Annotated in this window: 23 protein-coding genes; 9 read left to right on the plus strand and 14 right to left on the minus strand. The window is 60.4% G+C overall.

Going from position 1 to position 20347, the window contains the following annotated elements; translation table 11 throughout:
* Positions 1–1083 carry an AI-2E family transporter gene (locus DSM14862_RS04650; RefSeq protein WP_007119267.1) on the minus strand — a complete coding sequence of 361 codons (1083 nt, stop codon included), beginning with the start codon at positions 1081–1083 and terminating at the stop codon, positions 1–3.
* 129 nt (positions 1084–1212) lie between these two features.
* Here DSM14862_RS04650 and pepT point away from each other — a divergent pair, with 129 nt between their 5' ends.
* The 5 genes from pepT (at position 1213) to DSM14862_RS04675 (ending at position 6411) form a co-directional block, all read left to right on the plus strand.
* Positions 1213–2454 carry a peptidase T gene (gene pepT / locus DSM14862_RS04655; protein WP_040701056.1) on the plus strand — a complete coding sequence of 414 codons (1242 nt, stop codon included), beginning with the start codon at positions 1213–1215 and terminating at the stop codon, positions 2452–2454.
* 75 nt (positions 2455–2529) lie between these two features.
* Positions 2530–3870 carry a proline--tRNA ligase gene (proS, locus tag DSM14862_RS04660; protein WP_007119269.1) on the plus strand — a complete coding sequence of 447 codons (1341 nt, stop codon included), beginning with the start codon at positions 2530–2532 and terminating at the stop codon, positions 3868–3870.
* Between the two features lie 8 nt (positions 3871–3878).
* Entirely contained in the window at positions 3879–4385 is a 507-nt protein-coding gene (locus DSM14862_RS04665; RefSeq protein ID WP_007119270.1) for a DUF2937 family protein, read from the plus strand.
* 54 nt (positions 4386–4439) lie between these two features.
* On the plus strand, positions 4440–5735 hold the full coding sequence (locus tag DSM14862_RS04670; RefSeq protein WP_007119271.1) for a lipoprotein-releasing ABC transporter permease subunit: 1296 nt from the start codon (positions 4440–4442) through the stop codon (positions 5733–5735).
* Positions 5728–6411: an ABC transporter ATP-binding protein gene (locus tag DSM14862_RS04675; RefSeq protein WP_007119272.1), complete on the plus strand. Its 684-nt coding sequence runs from the start codon at positions 5728–5730 to the stop codon at positions 6409–6411. Before DSM14862_RS04670 ends, DSM14862_RS04675 begins: the two co-directional genes overlap by 8 nt.
* A gap of 12 nt (positions 6412–6423) precedes the next feature.
* Here DSM14862_RS04675 and DSM14862_RS04680 read toward each other — a convergent pair whose 3' ends face one another.
* The 6 genes from DSM14862_RS04680 to DSM14862_RS04705 form a co-directional block, all read right to left on the minus strand.
* Positions 6424–7101 carry a hypothetical protein gene (locus DSM14862_RS04680; RefSeq protein ID WP_007119273.1) on the minus strand — a complete coding sequence of 226 codons (678 nt, stop codon included), beginning with the start codon at positions 7099–7101 and terminating at the stop codon, positions 6424–6426.
* 247 nt (positions 7102–7348) lie between these two features.
* Complete coding sequence (locus DSM14862_RS04685; protein WP_131541672.1) at positions 7349–7849, minus strand: hypothetical protein; 501 nt, start codon at positions 7847–7849, stop codon at positions 7349–7351.
* A gap of 263 nt (positions 7850–8112) precedes the next feature.
* A complete protein-coding gene (gene parE, locus DSM14862_RS04690) occupies positions 8113–10068 on the minus strand; it encodes a DNA topoisomerase IV subunit B (RefSeq protein WP_007119275.1) in 1956 nt (651 codons plus the stop codon).
* A gap of 95 nt (positions 10069–10163) precedes the next feature.
* Positions 10164–10541 carry a type II toxin-antitoxin system death-on-curing family toxin gene (locus DSM14862_RS04695; RefSeq protein WP_007119276.1) on the minus strand — a complete coding sequence of 126 codons (378 nt, stop codon included), beginning with the start codon at positions 10539–10541 and terminating at the stop codon, positions 10164–10166.
* Positions 10538–10786 (minus strand): hypothetical protein, encoded by a 249-nt coding sequence (locus DSM14862_RS04700; protein WP_007119277.1) that lies wholly within the window; start codon positions 10784–10786, stop codon positions 10538–10540. The genes DSM14862_RS04695 and DSM14862_RS04700 overlap by 4 nt, the downstream gene beginning before the upstream one ends.
* Before the next feature lie 47 nt (positions 10787–10833).
* Entirely contained in the window at positions 10834–11721 is an 888-nt protein-coding gene (locus DSM14862_RS04705) for an alpha/beta fold hydrolase (RefSeq protein ID WP_007119278.1), read from the minus strand.
* Positions 11722–11870: 149 nt separating this feature from the next.
* On the opposite strand from DSM14862_RS04705, the gene DSM14862_RS04710 reads away from it, so the two are divergent.
* Positions 11871–13226, plus strand: coding sequence for an MATE family efflux transporter (locus DSM14862_RS04710; protein WP_007119279.1), 1356 nt, complete (start codon positions 11871–11873; stop codon positions 13224–13226).
* A gap of 18 nt (positions 13227–13244) precedes the next feature.
* Here DSM14862_RS04710 and DSM14862_RS04715 read toward each other — a convergent pair whose 3' ends face one another.
* Positions 13245–13646 (minus strand): hypothetical protein, encoded by a 402-nt coding sequence (locus tag DSM14862_RS04715; RefSeq protein ID WP_007119280.1) that lies wholly within the window; start codon positions 13644–13646, stop codon positions 13245–13247.
* Between the two features lie 9 nt (positions 13647–13655).
* On the minus strand, positions 13656–14858 hold the full coding sequence (locus DSM14862_RS04720) for a pyridoxal phosphate-dependent aminotransferase (protein ID WP_007119281.1): 1203 nt from the start codon (positions 14856–14858) through the stop codon (positions 13656–13658).
* A gap of 85 nt (positions 14859–14943) precedes the next feature.
* Here DSM14862_RS04720 and DSM14862_RS04725 point away from each other — a divergent pair, with 85 nt between their 5' ends.
* The 3 genes from DSM14862_RS04725 to DSM14862_RS04735 all read left to right on the plus strand — a co-directional run bounded on the left by DSM14862_RS04725 (position 14944) and on the right by DSM14862_RS04735 (position 16189).
* Positions 14944–15345: a helix-turn-helix domain-containing protein gene (locus tag DSM14862_RS04725; protein WP_007119282.1), complete on the plus strand. Its 402-nt coding sequence runs from the start codon at positions 14944–14946 to the stop codon at positions 15343–15345.
* On the plus strand, positions 15338–15604 hold the full coding sequence (locus DSM14862_RS04730; protein WP_007119283.1) for a succinate dehydrogenase assembly factor 2: 267 nt from the start codon (positions 15338–15340) through the stop codon (positions 15602–15604). The genes DSM14862_RS04725 and DSM14862_RS04730 overlap by 8 nt, the downstream gene beginning before the upstream one ends.
* Positions 15605–15688: 84 nt before the next feature.
* Positions 15689–16189 (plus strand): MarR family winged helix-turn-helix transcriptional regulator, encoded by a 501-nt coding sequence (locus tag DSM14862_RS04735; RefSeq protein ID WP_007119284.1) that lies wholly within the window; start codon positions 15689–15691, stop codon positions 16187–16189.
* Here the strand turns inward: DSM14862_RS04735 and DSM14862_RS04740 are convergent.
* Genes DSM14862_RS04740 through DSM14862_RS04760 form a run of 5 tightly spaced genes read right to left on the minus strand, consistent with a single transcriptional unit; the run spans position 16183 to position 20296 of the window.
* Positions 16183–16932: a DUF1194 domain-containing protein gene (locus DSM14862_RS04740; RefSeq protein ID WP_007119285.1), complete on the minus strand. Its 750-nt coding sequence runs from the start codon at positions 16930–16932 to the stop codon at positions 16183–16185. The genes DSM14862_RS04735 and DSM14862_RS04740 overlap by 7 nt on opposite strands.
* A complete protein-coding gene (locus tag DSM14862_RS04745; RefSeq protein ID WP_007119286.1) occupies positions 16929–17645 on the minus strand; it encodes a DUF1194 domain-containing protein in 717 nt (238 codons plus the stop codon). Before DSM14862_RS04745 ends, DSM14862_RS04740 begins: the two co-directional genes overlap by 4 nt.
* On the minus strand, positions 17639–18073 hold the full coding sequence (locus DSM14862_RS04750) for a VOC family protein (RefSeq protein ID WP_007119287.1): 435 nt from the start codon (positions 18071–18073) through the stop codon (positions 17639–17641). Before DSM14862_RS04750 ends, DSM14862_RS04745 begins: the two co-directional genes overlap by 7 nt.
* Before the next feature lie 28 nt (positions 18074–18101).
* The gene (locus DSM14862_RS04755; protein WP_007119288.1) at positions 18102–19445 is read right to left on the minus strand and encodes a surface lipoprotein assembly modifier; all 1344 of its coding nucleotides are present in this window, start codon (positions 19443–19445) and stop codon (positions 18102–18104) included.
* Complete coding sequence (locus DSM14862_RS04760) at positions 19442–20296, minus strand: HupA family protein (protein WP_007119289.1); 855 nt, start codon at positions 20294–20296, stop codon at positions 19442–19444. Before DSM14862_RS04760 ends, DSM14862_RS04755 begins: the two co-directional genes overlap by 4 nt.
* Positions 20297–20347: the final 51 nt, after the last annotated feature.

Raw genomic sequence — 20347 nt, forward strand, 5'->3', positions numbered from 1 at the left:
TTAGCGGATGTCCTCGTCAAGTGTCGGTTCCGGTTCGCGGCCCTTGTAGAGCACGCTTTCGCGGTAGCGTGCCGTGGCGAAGCGGGCGATCACGCCGATGGCGGCGGCGACAGGGACCGCGACCAATAGGCCAACAAAGCCAAAGAGCGTGCCAAAAACCGACAGCGCCAGCAGCAGCCAAACCGGGTGCAGGCCCACGGAATTGCCGACCAGTTTTGGCGTCAGCAGATTGCCCTCAACGATCTGGCCCAGCACAAATATGCCCGCCACGAGACCAATCGAGAGCCAGTCCCCCCAGAATTGGAACAGGGCCAGCCCGATGGCCAGCGCCCCACCAATCAGCGCGCCAAGGTAGGGGATGAAGGTAACCAGCCCGGCGATAAAACCGACAACGAGGCCAAATTGCAGCCCCACGAGCATCAGCGCGACAGCGTAATAGGTGCCAAGGATCAGACAGACCGTGCCCATGCCGCGCACGAAAGAGGCCAGCGTCGCGTCAATCTCGCGCGCCAGTTGGCGGATGGTCGGCGCATGGTCGCGCGGCAAAAGGCGGTCAATGCCAGCAACCATACGGTCCCAGTCGAGCAAGAGATAAACGGCGACCACCGGGACGATGACAAAGAGCAGCAGGATGTTGATCAGCGACGCAAAGGACGCAAGCGCTGTCTGGAACAGCTCTCCGCCGCGTTCTTGGATCGTGGTGCCCAGCGTGGTCAGCGAGGTGCGCAGCGTCGAATCGTCATCCAGCAGTGAGGGGAAACGGTCGGTGATAAAATCGGTGAAATTGCGGGTCACCTGCGGGGCAGTCTCGATCAGGTTGACCGTTTGATTGACCAGCGTCGGCACGACCAGCAGTGCCATAAGCACAAAGATCAAAATTGCCGCCACGGTGATGAGCGCGGTGGCCATAACGCGGCTGAGCCCCAAACGTTCAAGCCGATCGGCCACGGGATCGAGAAAATAGGCAATCGCCCCGCCCAGCAGGAAGGGCAGCAGCACATCGCCCATAAACCACAGCGCCACCATGAACACCGCCGCAGCGATGCCCCAGTATTTCAGTTGGTCTCGGATTGGCAGGGCCATGATGCTCTCCGGCAAGGAATATCATCACATCGCTCATGTGGCGTTTCGTTTCAAGTCTCGCCTGCGGGCAGGGCGGCTTGACAGTGCGGTAGATCAGGCGACGATGGCGGTAAATTGAGGGAGCAAATGATGCGCAGTGAATTTGACGACGAGCTGGAACAGCGGTTGGTCCGCTATGCGGAGATCGACAGCCAAAGCGATGCGGACAGCCCGACCGCGCCCAGCACAGAAATCCAGCTTGATATGTCGCGACTGCTGGTTGAGGAACTGCACGAGATGGGCGCGCAGGATGTCACGCTCACCGACTATGGCGTGGTGCTGGCGACGGTGCCCGCAACGGTTGAGGGCGGCCCGGTGATGGGCTGGGTCGCGCATGTGGACACGGCGCCGCAGTACAACGCCACGGGGGTAAAGCCGGTGGTGCATCGCGGTTATAATGGCGGGGATATTACCTTTGCCGATGCGCCGGAGTTGCGGCTGTCGCCTGACAACTCGCCCTATTTGGCCGAAAAACAGGGCGAGGATATCATTACCGCTAGCGGCACGACCTTGCTGGGCGGGGATGACAAGGCGGGGGTGGCGATTGCCATGACGGCAGCGCGGCATCTGATCGAGAACCCGGATATCCCACACGGCAAAATTCGCCTTGCCTTTACCCCTGACGAAGAGATCGGGCGTGGCGTGGATGCGCGACTGCCTGAGGATTTGGGTTGTGACTTTGCCTATACCTTTGATGGCGGCAAGGCAGGTGAGATCGAATATGAGACCTTCAGCGCGGATGGGGCCACGGTGACGATAACCGGGGTATCGGCGCATCCCGGTTTTGCGAAGGATAAGATGGTCAACGCGCTGCATCTGGCGGCGAAGATCGTGATGACGCTGCCGCAGGCTACGATGACGCCTGAAACGACCGAGGGGTTGGAAGGTTTCATTCATATATCGGAAGTGAACGGCGGATCGTCTGAGGCCGAAATCAAATTGATCCTGCGCGACTTTGAGCGTGAAGGCTTGCAGGCCAAAGGCGATCTGCTGCGTCAGGTCTGTGCTGCCGTCGCCGCAGGTGAGCCGCGCGCGAAGATTGAGGTGGATATCCAGCCGCAGTATCGCAACATGCGCTATTGGCTGGAGAAGGACATGACCCCGGTCGATTTGGTGCGTGGGGCGGTCGAAGCGGTGGGGTTGGAGCCGCGCTCGGTCCCCATTCGCGGCGGCACCGATGGCTCGCGCTTGACCGAGATGGGCGTGCCTTGTCCGAATGTCTTTACCGGAATGCAGGAAATTCACGGGCCACTGGAATGGATTTCGGTGCAAGACATGGCCATGGCGACCAAGGTGGCGGTGGAACTGGCGCAACGGGCCGCAAAAGCCTGAGGCCTTGCTGCGATGTGATTGTCTCGCCCTTTGACATGCACTAGTCAGGGGGCAATTCGTCAATGAGGAAACACCATGCGTCTGTCCCAATATTTTCTGCCCGTGCTGAAGGAAAACCCTGCCGAGGCGCAGATTGTCAGCCACCGGCTGATGCTGCGGGCGGGGATGATCAAGCAATCCAGCGCGGGGATCTACTCTTGGCTGCCACTGGGTTACAAAGTGCTGCGCAAAGTCGAAGAGATCGTGCATCAAGAGCAGCAGCGCGTGGGCCATATCCCGATGCTGATGCCGACGCTGCAATCGGCAGACCTGTGGAAGGAATCGGGCCGCTATGACGCTTACGGCCCCGAAATGCTGCGCATCCGCGATCGTCAGGACCGCGACATGCTTTACGGTCCCACTAACGAAGAGATGATCACTGATATCTTCCGCAGCCATGTTGGGTCTTACAAAGACCTGCCGCTGACCCTTTACCACATCCAGTGGAAATTCCGCGACGAGATCCGTCCGCGTTTCGGCGTGATGCGGGGGCGCGAGTTCCTGATGAAGGACGGTTACAACTTCGACCTCACGAAAGAGGACGCGCTGCACGCTTACAACCGCCATCTGGTCAGCTACCTGCGCACCTATGAGCGTATGGGGCTTCAGGCGATCCCGATGCGGGCGGACTCTGGCCCGATTGGCGGCGATGACACCCATGAATTCCTCGTGCTGGCCGAAACGGGTGAATCAGAGGTCTTCTATGACAGCGAGATCACCGATCTGACATTCGGCAACCGCGAGATTGATCCCAGCGATCATGACGCTTGCCGCGCTGTGCTGGACGAGTTCACCTCGCGCTACGCCCGCACAGACGAAACCCATGACCCGGAGCTTTTCGCCAAGGTGCCCGAAGAACGCCAGCGCACCGCGCGCGGCATCGAAGTGGGGCAGATTTTCTACTTCGGCACCAAATATTCCGACGCGATGAACGCCAAGGTCCAAGGCCCGGACGGCAAGCAGGTGCCGGTGCATATGGGCAGCCACGGGATTGGCGTCAGCCGCCTGCTGGGCGCGATCATTGAGGCCAGCCATGACGATAAGGGTATCATCTGGCCCGAGGGCGTAACGCCTTTCCACGCGGGTATCGTCAACCTCAAGCAAGGCGACGACGAAGCCGATGCGGCCTGTGAAGCGCTTTATAAGAGTTTGAAGGCGCTAGGCCTTGATCCACTTTATGACGACCGCAAGGGTGGGGCGGGGATGAAATTTGCGACGATGGATCTGATCGGTCTGCCGTGGCGCATCACCGTCGGGCCGCGCGGGCTGAAGAATGGTGTGGTTGAGCTGACCAGCCGCCGCACGGGTGAAAGCGAAGAACTGCCGCCAGAGCAGGCGGTCGAAAAGCTGGCGAAAATCTACGCCGGTATCGTCTGAGATCGCCGATGATCCTGCGGGCGCTGACATTGGCCGGTGGGATCATAGGGGCAGGGATTGCGGCGCAAGGCCCGGGGTTTTCCCGGGCCTATGTGTTTGAACTAGAGGCCGCAGAACGGACGCTCTCGGGAGTTGTGGCGCATTTCGACGCTGCCGCCCGCGCTGCCAGGATTGACCGAGAGGCCGCACTGGTGCGGCTGCGTGGGTCGGCTCTGCTGGAACGTCGCCGTATTGATCTGATCGAAAACATCGAACGTCACGCGGAGCTTGGGGTGCAATTGCCGCGCCTGCAAACGGCGGGTCCGTTCCTGCGCAGCTATTACCTGCTGCGCGCGCCTGATACAGGGGCGTTGCGCGCAACCGCGCAGATGTTTTCGCCCACCGCGCCGCGCAGCCGTGCCGAATTGATCTTTGCCAGCATAGGTTTCATCGTCGGAACAGCCTTAGCGCGACTGCTCCTCTGGCTGCCCACATGGCCCGGGCGCTACCGCCGCCGCCGGGCATTGCGTTCTTGACCCTTCTGAGGCAAAGCCTCAGGTTGCGCGCACCTCAGACCGGAGCCCTCCCCGATGGCCAGTAAGCCCACCCGAACCGCCCCATTCGCGGCCTTTGAATGGATGATCGCTTGGCGCTACCTCCGCGCCCGCCGCGCCGAGGGCGGGGTGAGTGTAATGACATGGATCAGCCTTATCGGCATCACGCTCGCGGTCTTCGCGCTGATTGCCACGCTGTCGGTCCGCTCGGGTTTTCGGGCAGAATTCGTCGACACGATCCTTGGCGCCAATGCGCATGTCACAGTCTACACGATGGGCGAGGTTCAAGAGACCGGCCAGATCGACCGCACCATCGCCAACTATACCGAAATGGCCGCCGAGGTCGCAAAAGTGCCCGGCGTGACCCGTGTGGCCCCCTTGGTGCGCCAGCAGGTCATGGCGAACCGGCGGCAATCCAACGCAGGCGTTGAGGTCTTTGGCATCGCGTCTGATGATCTGATGACCATCCCCGGCATCCAGCCTTCCGAGCGCTCTTTCGGTGACATCGGCCGGTTTGAAGAGGGCATCGCCATCGGCAGCGGCGTGGCGCAGTCTTTGGGCGTGCAGGTGGGCGATACGATCAAGCTAATCTCGCCCAATGGGGTGAAAACCGCCTTTGGCACCAGCCCGCGCGTCAATGGCTATGAGGTGGTCTATATCTTCTCTGCTGGGCGCTATGACATTGATAAGACGCGGGTTTACCTGCCGATCGCCGAGGCGCAAAGTTTCTTCAACCGCGAAGGTGTCGCGGATGAGTTGGAAGTCATGGTCGAAGACCCCGAGAGCGTTGACACCATGGCGCGCGCGTTGATGCAAGCGGCGGGCGACCGGACGCAGGTCTGGACATGGCGCGATGCGTCCGGTTCGTTCCTGTCGGCGCTGGATATCGAAGACCGGGTGATGTTCGTGATCCTCTCGGTGCTGGTGCTGATTGCCGCGATGAACATCGTTTCGGGCCTGATTATGCTGGTCAAGAACAAGGGCCGCGACATCGGCATCTTGCGCACCATGGGCCTGTCCGAAGGCTCGGTGCTGCGGGTGTTCTTCATCTGTGGCGCGTTTACCGGCATCATCGGCACCGCCGCAGGTGTAGTGCTGGGCGTGCTCTTTGCGATCTATGTCGATCAAATTTTCGCCTTCGTGAACTACCTCAGCGGCGGCAATGCCTGGGACGCCTCGATCCGGGGCATCTACTTCTTGCCTGCCAAACTGCAACTGGCCGATGTGCTCTCCGCCGTGGCCCTGTCGCTTGGCCTTAGCTTCATCGTGACGATCTTTCCCGCCCGCCGCGCGGCGCGGATGAACCCTGTGGAGGCTTTGCGCTATGAATGATCCCGTCTTGCGCCTGAGCGGCATTTCTAAGGCCTACAACCCCGGCAAGCCCAATGAGGTGCATGTCCTGCGCGACATCAATCTGGAGGTCGCTCCGGGTGAGGTGGTGGCACTGGTCGCGCCCTCCGGTGCGGGCAAGTCGACGCTGCTGCATATCGCAGGTCTGCTGGATACGGCGGACAGTGGCACGGTCGAAATCGCGGGCGATGACCTGACCGGCCAGAGCGATCGCAAGCGCACCGGGGTGCGCCGCGCGGATGTGGGCTTTATCTATCAGTTCCACCACCTGCTGCCGGAGTTCACGGCACTGGAAAACATTGTGCTGCCGCAGCTTGCCAACGGCGTAGCGCGTTCTGCAGCCGAGGCGCGCGGGCGCAAGTTGCTGGCCGAAGTGGGCATTTCGGAACGCGCCGACCACCGCCCCGCTGCGATGTCGGGCGGGGAGCAGCAGCGGGTGGCCTTCTGCCGGGCGCTGGCCAATGAGCCTCGTCTGTTGCTGGCGGATGAGCCTACGGGTAACCTCGACCCCTCGACCTCGGATCAGGTGTTTGCAGCACTGATGGCGCTGGTACGCGGCACCGGGCTTTCGGCGGTGATTGCCACGCATAACCTCGAACTGGCCGCGCGGATGGACCGACAGATCCGCCTTGAGGCTGGGCAATTGGTGCCGGTCTGAGCCGGGCCTGACCTAGCCGCAGATATTGTCCAACTCGACCCCGTCCCACGGCAGGCGCACATCATGGGCGCGGCTTTGGGGCAGGGGGGCGACGGGCATGACCTCGGACAGCATGTCGTGCAACCGCTTGGTGCGCGGCGCCTGCGGGTCGAGCGCGCGACAGCAGACAAATTCCTCAACGATAGAACCCTGCTGTTCATAGCCGAAATCGAGGAAGCGCGGTTTCGTATCGATATCAAAGAGATAGGGGTCGGGGTTGTTGCTGTGTTCCGACGCCGCACGCAGCGGGGAATAGCCCGTCACGCGGCGGTTCTGCCATTGCCAGACGTGGGTGACCTCGTGCGCGAGCAGCATCGCGGCGATCAGGCCGATGCGGTCAGGGTGATCGGGCAGGTAGTCTTCGAGATACCAATCCTTGTCGAAAAGCAGGTTGTTCCACAGGGCCACGGCGGCGGGTTTGGAGGTGACGGTGTCGCCCTCTTGCGGCGGTAGGATCAACTCACGGCAGGTGGTGCGCGGACGCGGTTTGCGGGTGAATGTCACGGCGCGGGTCGGGGCCCCGTCGTGCAGGCGCACGCGGTCGTAGTCGACGGAGGTGCCGTGGATGGTGGAGAGATAGGCGCGCTCGTTCTCCGTCAGCGGACGACCGCAGGCGGTGAGGAGTAGGAGAAGGAGGAGGGCGCGGATCATGGGGGGAGTTAGGACCGGTGTGGGCGGCGGATCAAGGGGAAAGATGGGCTGAGTGCGAAACGGTAGGGCCGCGCCCGACCTCGGGCCGGAGGGCTACTTAGAAAAGGTCCCGTGGACCTTTTCAGCCCGGTGGGCGGCGCATGCTGCGGGGGCACGCATATGCGCCCTCCCCGTGGGGGAGGGAGCGCGCGGCCCGGGACAGGGTCCCGGGCGAGAGCGGCCATGTAGGTTCGCATTTTCACTGATCTTAGGAATGATTTAACAGGCCGCTCAATCTATTTACTGGCATGAAGTTGAACTTCTTTTTCGTAGCATTCGTTAACACCCCTGCGAAGAACATTACGAGTTTTTCTTCGACTAGCTTGCATCCAAAAACTGGACCGCCACTCATCCCGCTTGGGTCAAACAATACCTCGTTTAGCGGTTTGAAGGCGAGCCTACCTTCCATTCCGGAATTAGTTTCTTGTCCCCAAACGATATTCGGCGAGACACCAAAGTGTTTCGTATCGTAATTGATTTCGTTTCGGTATGAGGGGTAACCAATGGCGCAAGCTAGAATGGGCGCAGGTGTTGGATACTGCCTTTCAATCTCACTCAACTTGTACCAGCCGTGCGGAGTAAGTTTGCCTTCGGTGACTGACGTGGTGTATTCGAAGAGTAGGCAATCGTATGCTTGGCCCTCAGTGCTAGACTCCTCTGGGAACACAACCATGCTAGAGCTAACTAATGAATTTGCACTATAATCCATGAGACAGACTTGCTCGTACGAGTATGCGCAATTTTTGCCTGTAACTTGATGCTTAGTCGTTAGAACGAAATATCGCTCTTTATACTTGAACTTAAACAATGACCCCGATTTTGTTAGGTGAAACTCGCCCATTCCTTCGGTATGGAAAAGTGCTGGTTCAGTAAACGAGCGCAGATAGTTTCCTAACGAATTGGCTGGAACAAGGAGATCGTTGCACTTCACCGCAGTGAATGCTCGAGACCCAATGATTGTTTCTAAGCCCCTCAAACATCCAACTCCTCCACAAACTGCGCATTCTGCTGAATATACTCAAACCGCATCTCCGGTTTTTTCCCCATCAGCCGCTCCACCAAGTCCCCAGTCTCGCCCGGCACGTCCTCATCCACGGTCACGCGGATCAGCTTGCGGGTGGCGGGGTCCATGGTGGTCTCTTTCAGGTCCTTCGCGTCCATCTCGCCCAGACCTTTAAACCGGCTCACGTCGATCTTGCCTTTGCCGCCCAAGCCCTTCTCCAGCCACATGTTTTTCTCTGCTTCATCCAAGCAATAGACCCGCTTGGCCCCTTGGGTCAGGCGGAACAGCGGCGGGCAGGCCAGATACAAATGCCCTGAATCAATTAGCGGGCGCATCTGGGTGAAGAAAAACGTCATTAGCAGCGCCGCGATATGGGCGCCATCCACGTCCGCGTCGGTCATGATGATGATCTTGTCATAGCGTAGATCGTCGAGGTTGAATTTCGTGCCCATGCCAACGCCAAGTGCTTCGCAAAGGTCGCTGATCTCGGCGTTGGTGGTGATCTTGCTCGAGGCCGCGCCGAGCACGTTCAGGATTTTACCCTTCAGCGGCAACAGCGCCTGCGTGTTCCGGTTGCGCGCGCCCTTGCCCGAGCCGCCCGCCGAGTCGCCCTCGACGATGAACAGCTCGGTGCCTTCGCGGGTCTTGCTGGTGCAATCGGTCAGCTTGCCGGGCAGGCGCAGTTTCTTGGTGGCGGATTTACGGGCGGTTTCTTTCTCCTGACGGCGGCGCATGCGTTCTTCGGCGCGCAGGACAAGGAAATCGAGGATCGCGCCAGCGGATTTGGTATCCGCCGCCAGCCAGTTGTCAAAGTGGTCGCGCACCGCGTTTTCTACCAGACGGGCGGCCTCGGTCGTGGCGAGACGGTCCTTGGTTTGGCCGACGAATTCCGGTTCGCGGATGAAACAAGACACCAGCGCGCAGCCCCCGGTGATCAGGTCGTCGCGGGTGATGTCTTTGGCTTTGCGGTTGTTGGCAAGCTCGCCATAGGCACGGATGCCCTTAAGAATCGCGGCCCAAAAGCCGCCTTCGTGGGTGCCGCCCTCGGGCGTGGGGACGGTGTTACAGTAGGACTGGATGAAACCGTCGCGGGCAGGGGTCCAGTTGATCGCCCATTCCACCTTGCCCGGCACGCCAAAGCGCTCTTGAAACTCGACCGTTCCGGCAAAGGGGTTTTCGGCATAGGTCGTGGCCTTGCCCAGCGTCTCGCGCAGATAGTCGGCGAGGCCTCCGGGGAAGTGGAAGGTCGCCTCCATCGGGGTGTCGCCGTCTTCGATCTCGGACTTCCATCGGATTTCGACGCCGGAGAAAAGGTAGGCTTTGGAACGGACCATCTTGAGCAGGCGAGACGGTTTGAAACGGTGCGCGCCAAAGATTTGCTCATCAGCGTGGAAGGTGACCGTGGTCCCGCGCCGATTGGGCGCTGCGCCGATCTTCTCCACCGGACCTTGCGGGATGCCGCGCGAAAAGCTTTGTTCGAACAATTCGCGGTTGCGCGCGACCTGCACCACCATGGAATCGCTCAGCGCGTTGACGACCGAGGCGCCAACCCCGTGCAAACCGCCCGAGGTCTGGTAGGCTTTGCCCGAGAATTTCCCGCCCGCGTGCAGCGTGCAGAGGATCACTTCAAGCGCGGATTTATCAGGAAACTTCGGGTGCGGGTCGATCGGGATGCCACGGCCATTGTCGCGGATGGTGACGGAGTAATCCGCGTTCAACTCCACCTCGATCCGGTTTGCATGGCCTGCCACCGCTTCATCCATCGAGTTGTCGAGTACTTCGGCCACAAGGTGGTGCAGCGCGCGCTCATCGGTGCCGCCGATATACATGCCGGGGCGCTTGCGGACGGGCTCCAGCCCCTCCAGCACTTCGATGGAGGAGGCGTCGTAATCTGTGGGTTCCTGGCCGGAAAGAAGGTCGGTCATGCGGGCCTGCTCTTTGTTATGGGTGGGGGCCATTTTGACAGGGCCGCGCGCCGGGGGCAATCGCGGGTTTGTCAGATGGGCCGGATTTGGGGCGGTCAGGTGGCTTTGGCGCGCAGCCGATCGGCAAGGGTCTCTTCGGCGATGCGCCGTTGGGCCACTTCGCGGATTAGGTCACCGGCTTCGACTGTTTCGTGGGCAATACGGACGCCGTTCAGATGCAGACAGACGATCATGGTTTTATAAGATGTGCGTTTGTTGGCATCATTGAACACATGGCCCGTCGCCACCGCCACACAATAGGCGGCTGCAAGATCGAAGATATCCTCGATCAGGCCATAGACCAGTCGGTTGTCGACCCGCGCCAAAGCGCCATCCAGTGACTTGTCGAGCGCGCGACCTGCAAGTTCGCCGGGGTTCAGCACGGCATCGTGAATCGCCTCTACAATGTCGGCGTTCAAAAGGACGTAGCTCATTTGTCTTTAAGATAGTCGAGCACAGGCTGGGTTTGCGCACGGGTGGCCGCAATACTTTCCATCACCTCGTCCATTGTCGCGACCCGCGGCTCTTCTTGAAGTGTCGCCTCTGCCGGTACGAAATAGCCTACGCAGCGCGAGTTCTTCATCACCGCCACGGGCTTACCGCCCGAGCGTTCAAGCACCTTATGCGGTTCACGCATTTCGGTCATGGTCGCGATGTGATTGGTGTGAATACGAGACATGTCGGGGCTCCTGAATGTATATTTAAATATACACTACACAGCACATTTTACAAGGGCCGCCGCGCGCACCAGTCCAACACTGCCTCGGCCACAGCCTGTGGCTTCTGGTGGTGAAGCCAATGGTCCGCGCCTTCAATCTCGACACGGGTGAGGTCTTGCACGAAGACCTCTAGCCCTTCGGTTGCTTCGGGCAGCAATGCGGTATCCTCGCGGCCCCAGACCAACAAATGCGGGCATTTAACGCGCAGGCGTTCTACCGGGAAATCAGGTAGATCGCGGATCGGCTTGCCGGGCGCTGCGACTTGCAGGGGGGAGGCGCGGTACCAGTTTATCATCGCCCTCAGCCGCCCCGGCCGCCCCCATTCCGCGCGGTAAGCCTCAAGCCGGTCGGCTGTCAGCCAACTGAGGTCCATATGGGCCGAAAACAACTTAAGCAGTTCTGCGAAATCGTCCTTGGCCAATCTGATCGCGCTGCCTTCGCTGCGCAGTGTGTTGATATATTGTGAGGCCTTGGATTGCGCGCCGCCTGCCGCCATGGCGCGCTGAAAGGGCACGGGATGCACGCCGTTGAGGATGATCAATCGAGCCACCACCTCGGGCCTGAACATCGCTAAAGCATAGCCGACTGAGGCGCCCCAATCATGGGCCAGAACGGTGACCGGCTTATCTTCGATCAACGCGGCCATATCGGCCATGAGGTGCGCCATGGCATAGGGCTCAATCCCTTCGGGCGTACTGCTTTGGCCATAGCCGCGTTGGTCGGGAGCGATACAGTGGAAATGCAGGGAAAGCAGCGCGGCCAGATCAGCCCACGCGCCGCCATATTCAGGAAAGCCATGTAACATCAGGAGCGGCGGCAGGCTCTCATCGCCCCAATGGCGAATGAAAATCTCTTGGCCGTTCACTTGGCGGGTTTCGGTCCGTGTCGGTTCCATCGCCAGCCCTCCTGCATCTAGCTTTGCCGTTAAGGGCCGCGGACGCAAGGAATTCATGTCAAAATCAGGGCAGTAACGCCCTGCAAGCCTATGACAGAGCAGAAAAACCATACTTTCCCTTTGCCCAGCCCCGGCGTAAGGCTTTTCCCATGACCAAAGTAATGACCAACCGCAATCACGTCCGAGCGATCCTGACGCTTGGCCTGCCGCTGATCGGCGGACATCTGGCACAGATGGCCATCGGGGTGACCGATACGGTCATGCTGGGCTGGTATTCGGTCGAGGCGCTGGCGGCGGTTGTTCTGGGCAGTACCTATTTCTTCGTGCTTTTCATCTTTGGCTCGGGCTTTGCCATGGCGGTGATGCCGCTGGTGGCCGCCTATGACGCTGAGGGTGATGAGATCGGCCTGCGCCGGGCAACGCGCATGGGGCTGTGGCTTTCGGTGGGTTTCGCGATGATCGCGCTGCCGGCGATGATCTGGTCGCCTGCGGTGTTGGACCTGCTGGGGCAGGGGCCTAACCTTGCTGACACGGCGGGCGATTACCTCAAAGTCGCGGGCTGGGGGATCGTGCCTGCGCTCTTGGTGATGGTGCTGAAATCCTACCTTGCCGCTTTGGAACGCACGCAGGTGGTGCTGTGGATCACCCTGCTGGCCGCCACAATCAACGCGATAGCAAATTATGCGCTGATCTTTGGCAACTGGGGCGCGCCCGAGCTTGGCGTGATGGGGGCGGCGGTGGCCTCGGTCACGACGCAGTTCGTCTCGCTGATTGGGGTGGTGATCTATGTGCTGATTGCCTTGCCGCAGCACCGCCTTTTCGTGCGGCTGTGGCGGGTGGATACGCAGATGCTGGTGCGGGTTTTCACGCTGGGCCTGCCGATTGGTTTGACGACGCTGAGCGAAGTCGGCCTGTTTGCGGCCTCGTCGTTGATGATGGGCTGGCTCGGGACGATTCCGTTGGCCGCACATGGGATTGCGATCCAGCTCGCCTCGCTGACCTTCATGGTGCATCTGGGGCTGAGCAATGTCGCGACCATTCGCGCCGGAAATGCCTATGGCCGTCGGGACGTGCAGCATATGGCGCGCGGTGCAGTGATCGCAACGGGGCTGTCGCTGGTCTTTGCGTTGGTGACGATGGTCGGCTTTGTCGGCTGGCCAGAGCCGCTTATCTCGGTCTTCATGCAAGAGGATGAGCCCGCTCGGTTGGAGATCCTCACCATCGGCACTGGGCTGTTGGTGATGGCGGCGCTGTTCCAGTTGGTCGACGGTGCGCAGGTGGTCGCACTTGGACTTTTGCGCGGGGTGCAGGATACCAAAGTTCCGATGGTCATGGCCGCGATCAGCTATTGGCTGGTCGGTATGCCCTGTTCCTATCTGCTCGGCTTCACGCTGGGGTTTGGGGGCATGGGTATCTGGGCCGGTCTGGTGGCCGGGCTGGGGGTGGCTGGGCTCTTGCTCAACGCGCGTTTCTGGGGCGTTACAATCAAGAAGCTCGCAGCCTGATCCGCCACCGTCTTTCGTTTAACCCCGGTCCATCCGGTCCGCTTTTTTGCGCACCAAGGTGCTGCGCAGGTCGTGCATGGCCAGCAGCAGATCATCCGTAACCGCATCAAGCTCGGCGTCCGTGGCGCGCGATTGCGCCCATTGCGTGGTGAGGTTCAGGTGATCCACCGCGCGGCGGATGTCGTCAATCTCCCGCGCGGCGAGGGTGTCGCGGCGCGCCTCTGCCCAGCGGGCGATCTCGGCCTCATCGGCTTCGGTCAGACGGTGCAGCCCGTGCGGCTTTACCTCGCCACTGCGCAGGTTGACCACGGCGATCTGCTCCATCTCGATCCGGCGTTGGCGGTTCTCGGAATCGAGCCGAAACACCGCCGCGCCGTTCTCGCGAACCCTGAAGTAATAGTCGGGAAGATCGCCTGCCATGGTTCGCCCTTACGTCAGCCCGGCACAGAAGGTTTGGATGCGGGTGCATGCCTCTTTCAACGCCGCGTCAGACGTAGCGTAGCTGACCCGGAAATTCGGCGAAAGACCGAAGGCCGCGCCAAAGACGACCGCAACGCCGGTTTCGTCCAGCAGGGCGGTGGCGAAAGTCTCATCATCTGTGATCTTGGTGCCCGCCGCCGACGTCTTGCCGATCAGCCCCGAGATGGAGGGGTAGACGTAGAACGCGCCCTCGGGCGTGGGGCAGGTCACGCCGGGAATGGCGCTGAGCATCTCGACCACCAGATTGCGGCGGCGCACGAACATCGCGTTGTTCTCGGCAATGTAATCCTGCGTGCCGTTCAGCGCCTCAACGGCGGCCCATTGGCTGATGGTGCAGGGGTTGGAGGTGCTCTGCGACTGGATCTTGCGCATCGCGCCGATCAGCTTTTCCGGGCCTGCGGCATAGCCGATGCGCCAACCGGTCATAGCATAGGCTTTGGAGACGCCGTTGACCGTCAGCGTGCGGTCATAGAGCGCGGGTTCCACCTGTGCGGGGGTGCAGAACTCAAACCCGTCATAGGCGAGGTGTTCATACATGTCGTCGGTCATCACCCAGACATGCGGATGGCGCATAAGCACGTCCGTCAGTGCTTTCAACTCGTCCCGGCTGTAGCCCGCGCCAGTGGGGTTCGAGGGTGAGTTAAAGATAAACCATTTGGTTTTCGGCGTGATCGCCTCTTCCAGCGCCTCGGGGGTGAGCTTGAAGTTGTTTTCCAAGGTCGCAGGCGCGATCACCGGGGTGCCGCCTGCAAGCAGCACCATATCGGGGTAGCTGACCCAATAGGGCGCGGGGATCACGACTTCTTCACCGGGATTCATCGTCGCCATCAGCGCGTTGTAAAGAATCTGTTTGCCGCCCGTGCCGACGCTGATCTGCGAAGGCGTATAGTCCAGCCCGTTATCGCGCTTGAATTTCGCGCAGATCGCCTGTTTCAACTCGAGAATACCGTCGACGGCTGTGTATTTCGTCTTGCCCGCACTGATTGCGGCCACGGCGGCGTCCTTGATGTTCTGTGGCGTGTCAAAATCCGGCTCGCCCGCGCCAAGTGCGATAATGTCGCGCCCCGCGGCCTTGAGTTCAGCGGCCTGGGTGGTGACGGCGACAGTGGGCGACGGTTTGACCCGATCAAGGGTCGCGGACAGCAGTTCCATTTTAGCCTCGGGTTGCTTATGAATATCCCCACGTTCATAGGGGGCGTCCCCGCACCCGGCAAGGGTGTCTGGCAGGAGATGAAGCATGACCGACGAGATTGACTGGTACGGCCCTGAGGCCGCCACCTTTGGCGACCGGGTCGCGGCGGCCCGCGAACAGACTGGCATGACGCAGGCTATGCTGGCCAAACGGCTGGGCGTGCGTCTGGCCACTTTGCGGGGCTGGGAAGAAGACCTGTCTGAGCCACGCGCGAACCGGCTCTCGATGCTGGCGGGGCTTTTGAATGTCTCAATGATGTGGTTGATCAACGGCGAAGGCGAGGGCGTCGATGCCCCCGACGCAGGTGAAACCGCGCGCCGCGTTGATCTCGAAGAGGTGCTGGCCGATATGCGCGCCTTGCGCACCGACCTGCTGAAAAAAGCCGAGACTGTCGGCAAATTGGAAAAGCGCATTCGGCGCCTTATGACGGAGCCCGCAGATGCCTGAAGTTCATGAACACCGGTTGAAACGCCTGCAAATGCGCTCCATGCGCCGGGGCATCAAGGAAATGGATCTGATCCTATCGGCCTATGCCGAAGCGCGGCTGCCGCAGATGGATGACGCGGGTCTGACACTTTATGATCAGATGCTGAATGAGAATGACCACGATCTTTATCTTTGGGTCAGCGGTCAGACCGAGGCGCCCGAAAAATACAGCGTATTGGTCACAGATATTCGCGGGCAATTGGCCGAGGCGCACGGATAGCCCAAGCAATTGCTTCGGGTTTAACGAAATATTCCGATTTTTCAGCGAGTTTCCGGTGCAAACAGCTTGAACCGGAGATTTCGCATGAGCATTCAAGACCCCGCCACGCAGCCGATGGCATTAAAAGGTTTCATGGTCAGCTACCTTGAATCCCTGTCTTTGGTAGAGCGGTTGCACCGCCTGCTGCTGGACGTGATCAAAGACGAGTTTGAGCGCGTCGGCGTGTTGGAGATCAACGCCGTACAGGCGCTTTTGCTGTTCAACATCGGTGACAATGAGGTCACGGCGGGCGAATTGAAAAGCCGTGGTTACTATCAAGGCAGCAACGTCAGCTATAATCTCAAGAAGCTGGTCGAGATGGGGTTTATGCACCACCAACGCTGCGAGATTGACCGCCGTTCGGTCCGCGTGCGGCTCACCGAACGGGGGCGCTATATCCGTGATGTAGTGGCTGAGCTTTTCTCCCGCCATGCCGATGGGATGGAAAGCAAAGGTGTGCTGGGGGACGCGGGGATTGAGGATATTACCCGCTCTCTCAAACGGATGGAGCGTTATTGGACCGACCAGATCCGCTATATCTACTGATCCACGCGGGCAGGGGGCGTGAGTTGGGAAAATACCATCCCGTCCAGCTCGCGCAGTAGTTTCTCAGCCATGGTGCGGGCGTAGTCCTCAAACCCTAGCGAAGTTTGAACAAATGCCTCGGGGCCAAGCATCACCTCGGCCCGGTAGTAAGACGCAAGCGCGCCGATCTCGGCCTGTCGGCTATCGCCAGAGGCGGAATTATCTGCGCCGATCACCAGACCATTGATGGTCAGCCCAAGCGGGCCAAAGGAGAGCGCTGCTAAACCGTCACGCACATCCCGGGGGCGGGGACCGAAGTTGGAGATGCCGTCGCCAGAGATGTCGAGAGTGTGTTTCTGGCACCCGGGTCGCTCTGCAAGCAGTCGCGCGCCAAGTTCCATGGCCGCGCCAAGGGCTGTACCGGGCGATGCGTCTCGCCGTTGAGTGGCGCGCAGGCGGGCGATGGCCGCGTCGAGCGCTGCGGTGTCGTTCAGCGTTGTCCAAGGCAGAATCACAGACTGATCGCCAGACCCGCTCCATTCGAAAACCAGCAGATCAACGTGATGCCCCGGCAGCATGAGCAGTGCCTGCCGCACCCGGGGATCGTTCAGCGCATCGGCCAAGCCGCCGATTTGTAACCGATACTCCCGCGCATCGACAGAGCCGGACACATCTAGCCCCAAGGCGAGCGCCTGCCGACAGGCGGCTTCGGCCCATTGGGTGGTGCTGAGGGTCAGGACAAAGGCAAGGGCGCAGCGGATCATCCCTTCGGTCTTTCAGGCTGTGTTTTAGCGCCGAGCGCAGGCGGCGAGACCTCCCGGATCAGTTTGACCCGCATGGCGCGCTCAAAATCGGCAAAGCCCGAGGCGATGACCATAAAAGCGCCCGGTCCGTGCAGCACTTGAGATTTATAGAAGGCGATGAGGCCCAGTTCGCCTTCGAAATCGGCGGCGTTCACGATTAACCCGTTTACGGTAATCTCTGAGAATTGGGCCGCACGATAGGCCGTTTGTGGCCCAAAACCTTCGTTGTTTTGCCCATCGCCGGCCATGTCGATCACCCTGGCATCGCAGGCCGGCGCGCCGTCAAAAAGCGTCGCTCCAAAGCGCAGGGCGTGACCCATCGCGGTGGGTTGGCTGCTTTCGCTACGTTGGCTCGACCCAATAACGTCAGCGGCGCGGGCGAGTGCAGCGGGGTGGTCGATCACCGTCCAATCCAGCACAATCTGCTGATGCGCCTCGCCCGACCATTCATAGGCGGCAATCGTCACCGGCGCGTCACTGGCAAAAAAAGCCCGCGCAACCGATGGCGCCCGTAGCGCAGCGGCCAGCCCACCACGTTGCAAACGGTCCTCCTCGGGGTCAACCGATGAGGACACATCCAGCGCCAGCAGTAGCGCAAGACGGCAGGGCGCCGCCTGCGCAGCCATGGGCGCAAGCATCAGCGCCAGCGCGGCACTGATGCAAATCCTTACCAATGGCCGATGTTCTCCATACTGGCCCAAGGCTCCTGTGCGGGAAGGGCGTCGCCCTCTTGCAGCAGCTCGACCGAGATATTGTCGGGCGAGCGGACAAAGGCCATACGCCCGTCACGCGGTGGCCGGTTGATGGTCACCCCATTATCCTGCAACATCTGGCAGGTCTCATAGATATTCTCGACCGTATAGGCGAGATGGCCGAAGTGGCGGCTGTCGCTTGGCAACGCATCGTCGCCGTCCCAGTTGTAGGTCAGTTCAACATCCGCATGGCCATCGGCCTGATCCGGTGGGCAGAGAAAGACCAGCGTGAAGCGGCCACCCTCATTGTCGATGCGCCGCCGCTCAATAAGGCCCAGAAGTTTGTAAAATGCGATAGAGGCGTCGAGGTCTTTCACGCGCACCATTGTGTGCAGGTATTTGATGGGCATCGGTTTTCCTTTGGTCTGTTGCGGTCCGTCAGAACATGGATTGAAACCCCATATTCAGACCGAAATTCTCTGTCTCAAAGCGGGTGATGTTGGAATTTGTCTTCCGCGCTTCAAAGGTAAGTTTAGGGGCGAAACCGTAGGTGTCAAAGTCGGTAAACACCAGCGAGGTTGAAACCACCGCCCCAAGATCGGCGCGCGGGTCTGGGCCGTAAAGCGGATCGTCATACTGTTTGGCCTGCGCGTTCAGTGCGATCTGTGCCGTGGCCCCTAGCACCGGTTTGGCGAAAGTGTACTGCACCCCCGCTGACAGGGTCGTGTGCGTCAACGCGCGGCTGTCGGTATCGGTCCGCCCGACCTCGGCGTTCCATGATAACCGGCCGCCGCTGGCCGTCGGACGCGCCCAATAGCTGCCCAGCGTCGCCGTCACACCCGAGCGTAGATCGCTGTCTTTGCGGTGCGAATAGCCAAGCCCGGCGTTCCACGAAAACAGGTGTTGCTCGGGCCGGGCGTATGTTTGCCGCCAATCGACCTTAACCTCATCGGCCAGCGGGTCATTTGCAGACCACAGGCGGCCAAAGCTCAGCGACAGAGTCTGGCGCGGGGCCTCTGGCCCTGTCGTAAAGTCGCGGCCAAACTGCGCCTGCACCCGACGAAAGGCAAAGTCCGGGGCGCTAACACCTGAGGGCACATCGCTGTCGGTGAAAACGGTGTGGCTTTCGGTCCAATTTAGCGCCACGAAATTACGCTCGGTTGAGCTGATGCCAAAATTGTAGCGCAGCGCGGTATTTTGGCGCAATACAACGCCCGAGATCGGCACCGCGGTGGGGTTGGTAAAGATCAGCCCGCCCAAGACAAAAGTGTTGTCGCTGGGCGCACCATTGACGTTGTCGCTGGGATCAAAGCTGAAGGACAGGTTCACCGACCATGGGTTTGTCGTGCTGACATAGCGATAGTCGCGGATGGCGCGGGCGCGGGTACGCGCGTCAGGGGCCACATGCGCCGCGCGGCGCAACCAGAATTGCGCCCGTGTTTTCGCCCCATCTGAAGACAGTGCCTGCGCCATGGCCATCGCCGCGCCATAGCGCTCAACCGGTCGGTCGGCGGTCTGCCAGCCCTGACGTGCGGCTTGGCGGGCACGGGTGTTGTCGCCCATCGTGCGCCGGGCGTAGGCATTTAGGATTAGGCTGGTGCTGTCTTTGGGGTCGCGCAGCACCAGCACATCGGTGATCTGTGCTGCAGCCTGCGCATGACCACGCGAAAGCAGCCGCGCGGCAGTCAGCCGCGCGGCCTCTGGTTCAAGCGTGGATTGCGCTGCGCCATGGCCCCCGACTGTCAGGCTCAGCGCAGCGGCGAGGGCCAGCTTTTGCATCATTGTGTGGCGATGAAACCGCCAACTTCCCGTGTTTCAGACCCTTCAACAAAGACGATACCTGCGATCTCGCTCCCGTTCGGTCCGGCGAAGACGCCCTGCCAATTGCCGCTTGCGCCTGTTGTCGTTCCGGTGCCGTCAATCTCGGTAGCGGTTGCCGACCCAATGTTGCTGTTGTCAAAATCAATGGTCGTATCGGTCAGCGAAATGAACCCGTCCAGCGCCCCGATGCGCTGACCGTTAACGTTATAGACCTCACGGTTGCCGATCGAACCACCCGCAGCGCCAACGACATCGAAATCATTAAAATCGACCCGCAGGTTCGCATCTCCCGTAACGAAGGTCACGCCATCGTTCGTCCCATCACGTGTCGTGCGGACGGCGGCATATTCACCATTGTAGGAATAGATGCCCGACGAAGGCAGGTTTGGCCGATTGCCAAGGCGTTGTGCACCCGCACCGCCGTAGCCAAATTCGATATAGCCGTTGGTCCCGGCAGCGGCGACCTGCGATGCACCAGAGTCAGAACGGCGGAAGACCGCAAAGTACTGGACTTCATTGGTGCCCGCCTTTGGAGCGCTCTCATAGGCGTCAAAATTATTCGAGAAATTTTCCTGAGCAATCCGCTCATAAGCGTTATCGGGGTCATCAAAGGGGATGTTGTTGAGCGTTAATGTATCGGTCGTGGGATCGTAGGTGATGTTGTTCAGCGTCATAGTGTCGTTGCTCTCAGCAAAATAAACACTGTCGCTGCCCGCTTCGGTGTCGCCACCGCCTTCGCCGCCGAAAGGAGGCGTTCCACCACAAGCCGAAAGCCCCAAGCCGAGCGCAAGGCCCATCCAAATCCGTGTCATATTGCGCTGCCTCAATTTCTGCGTCTGCTTGTTTTGCCAAACTGTCCCAAA

Origin of the sequence: Sulfitobacter indolifex (genome assembly GCF_022788655.1) — a bacterium.
In the GTDB taxonomy this organism is placed as follows: Bacteria; Pseudomonadota; Alphaproteobacteria; order Rhodobacterales; family Rhodobacteraceae; genus Sulfitobacter; species Sulfitobacter indolifex.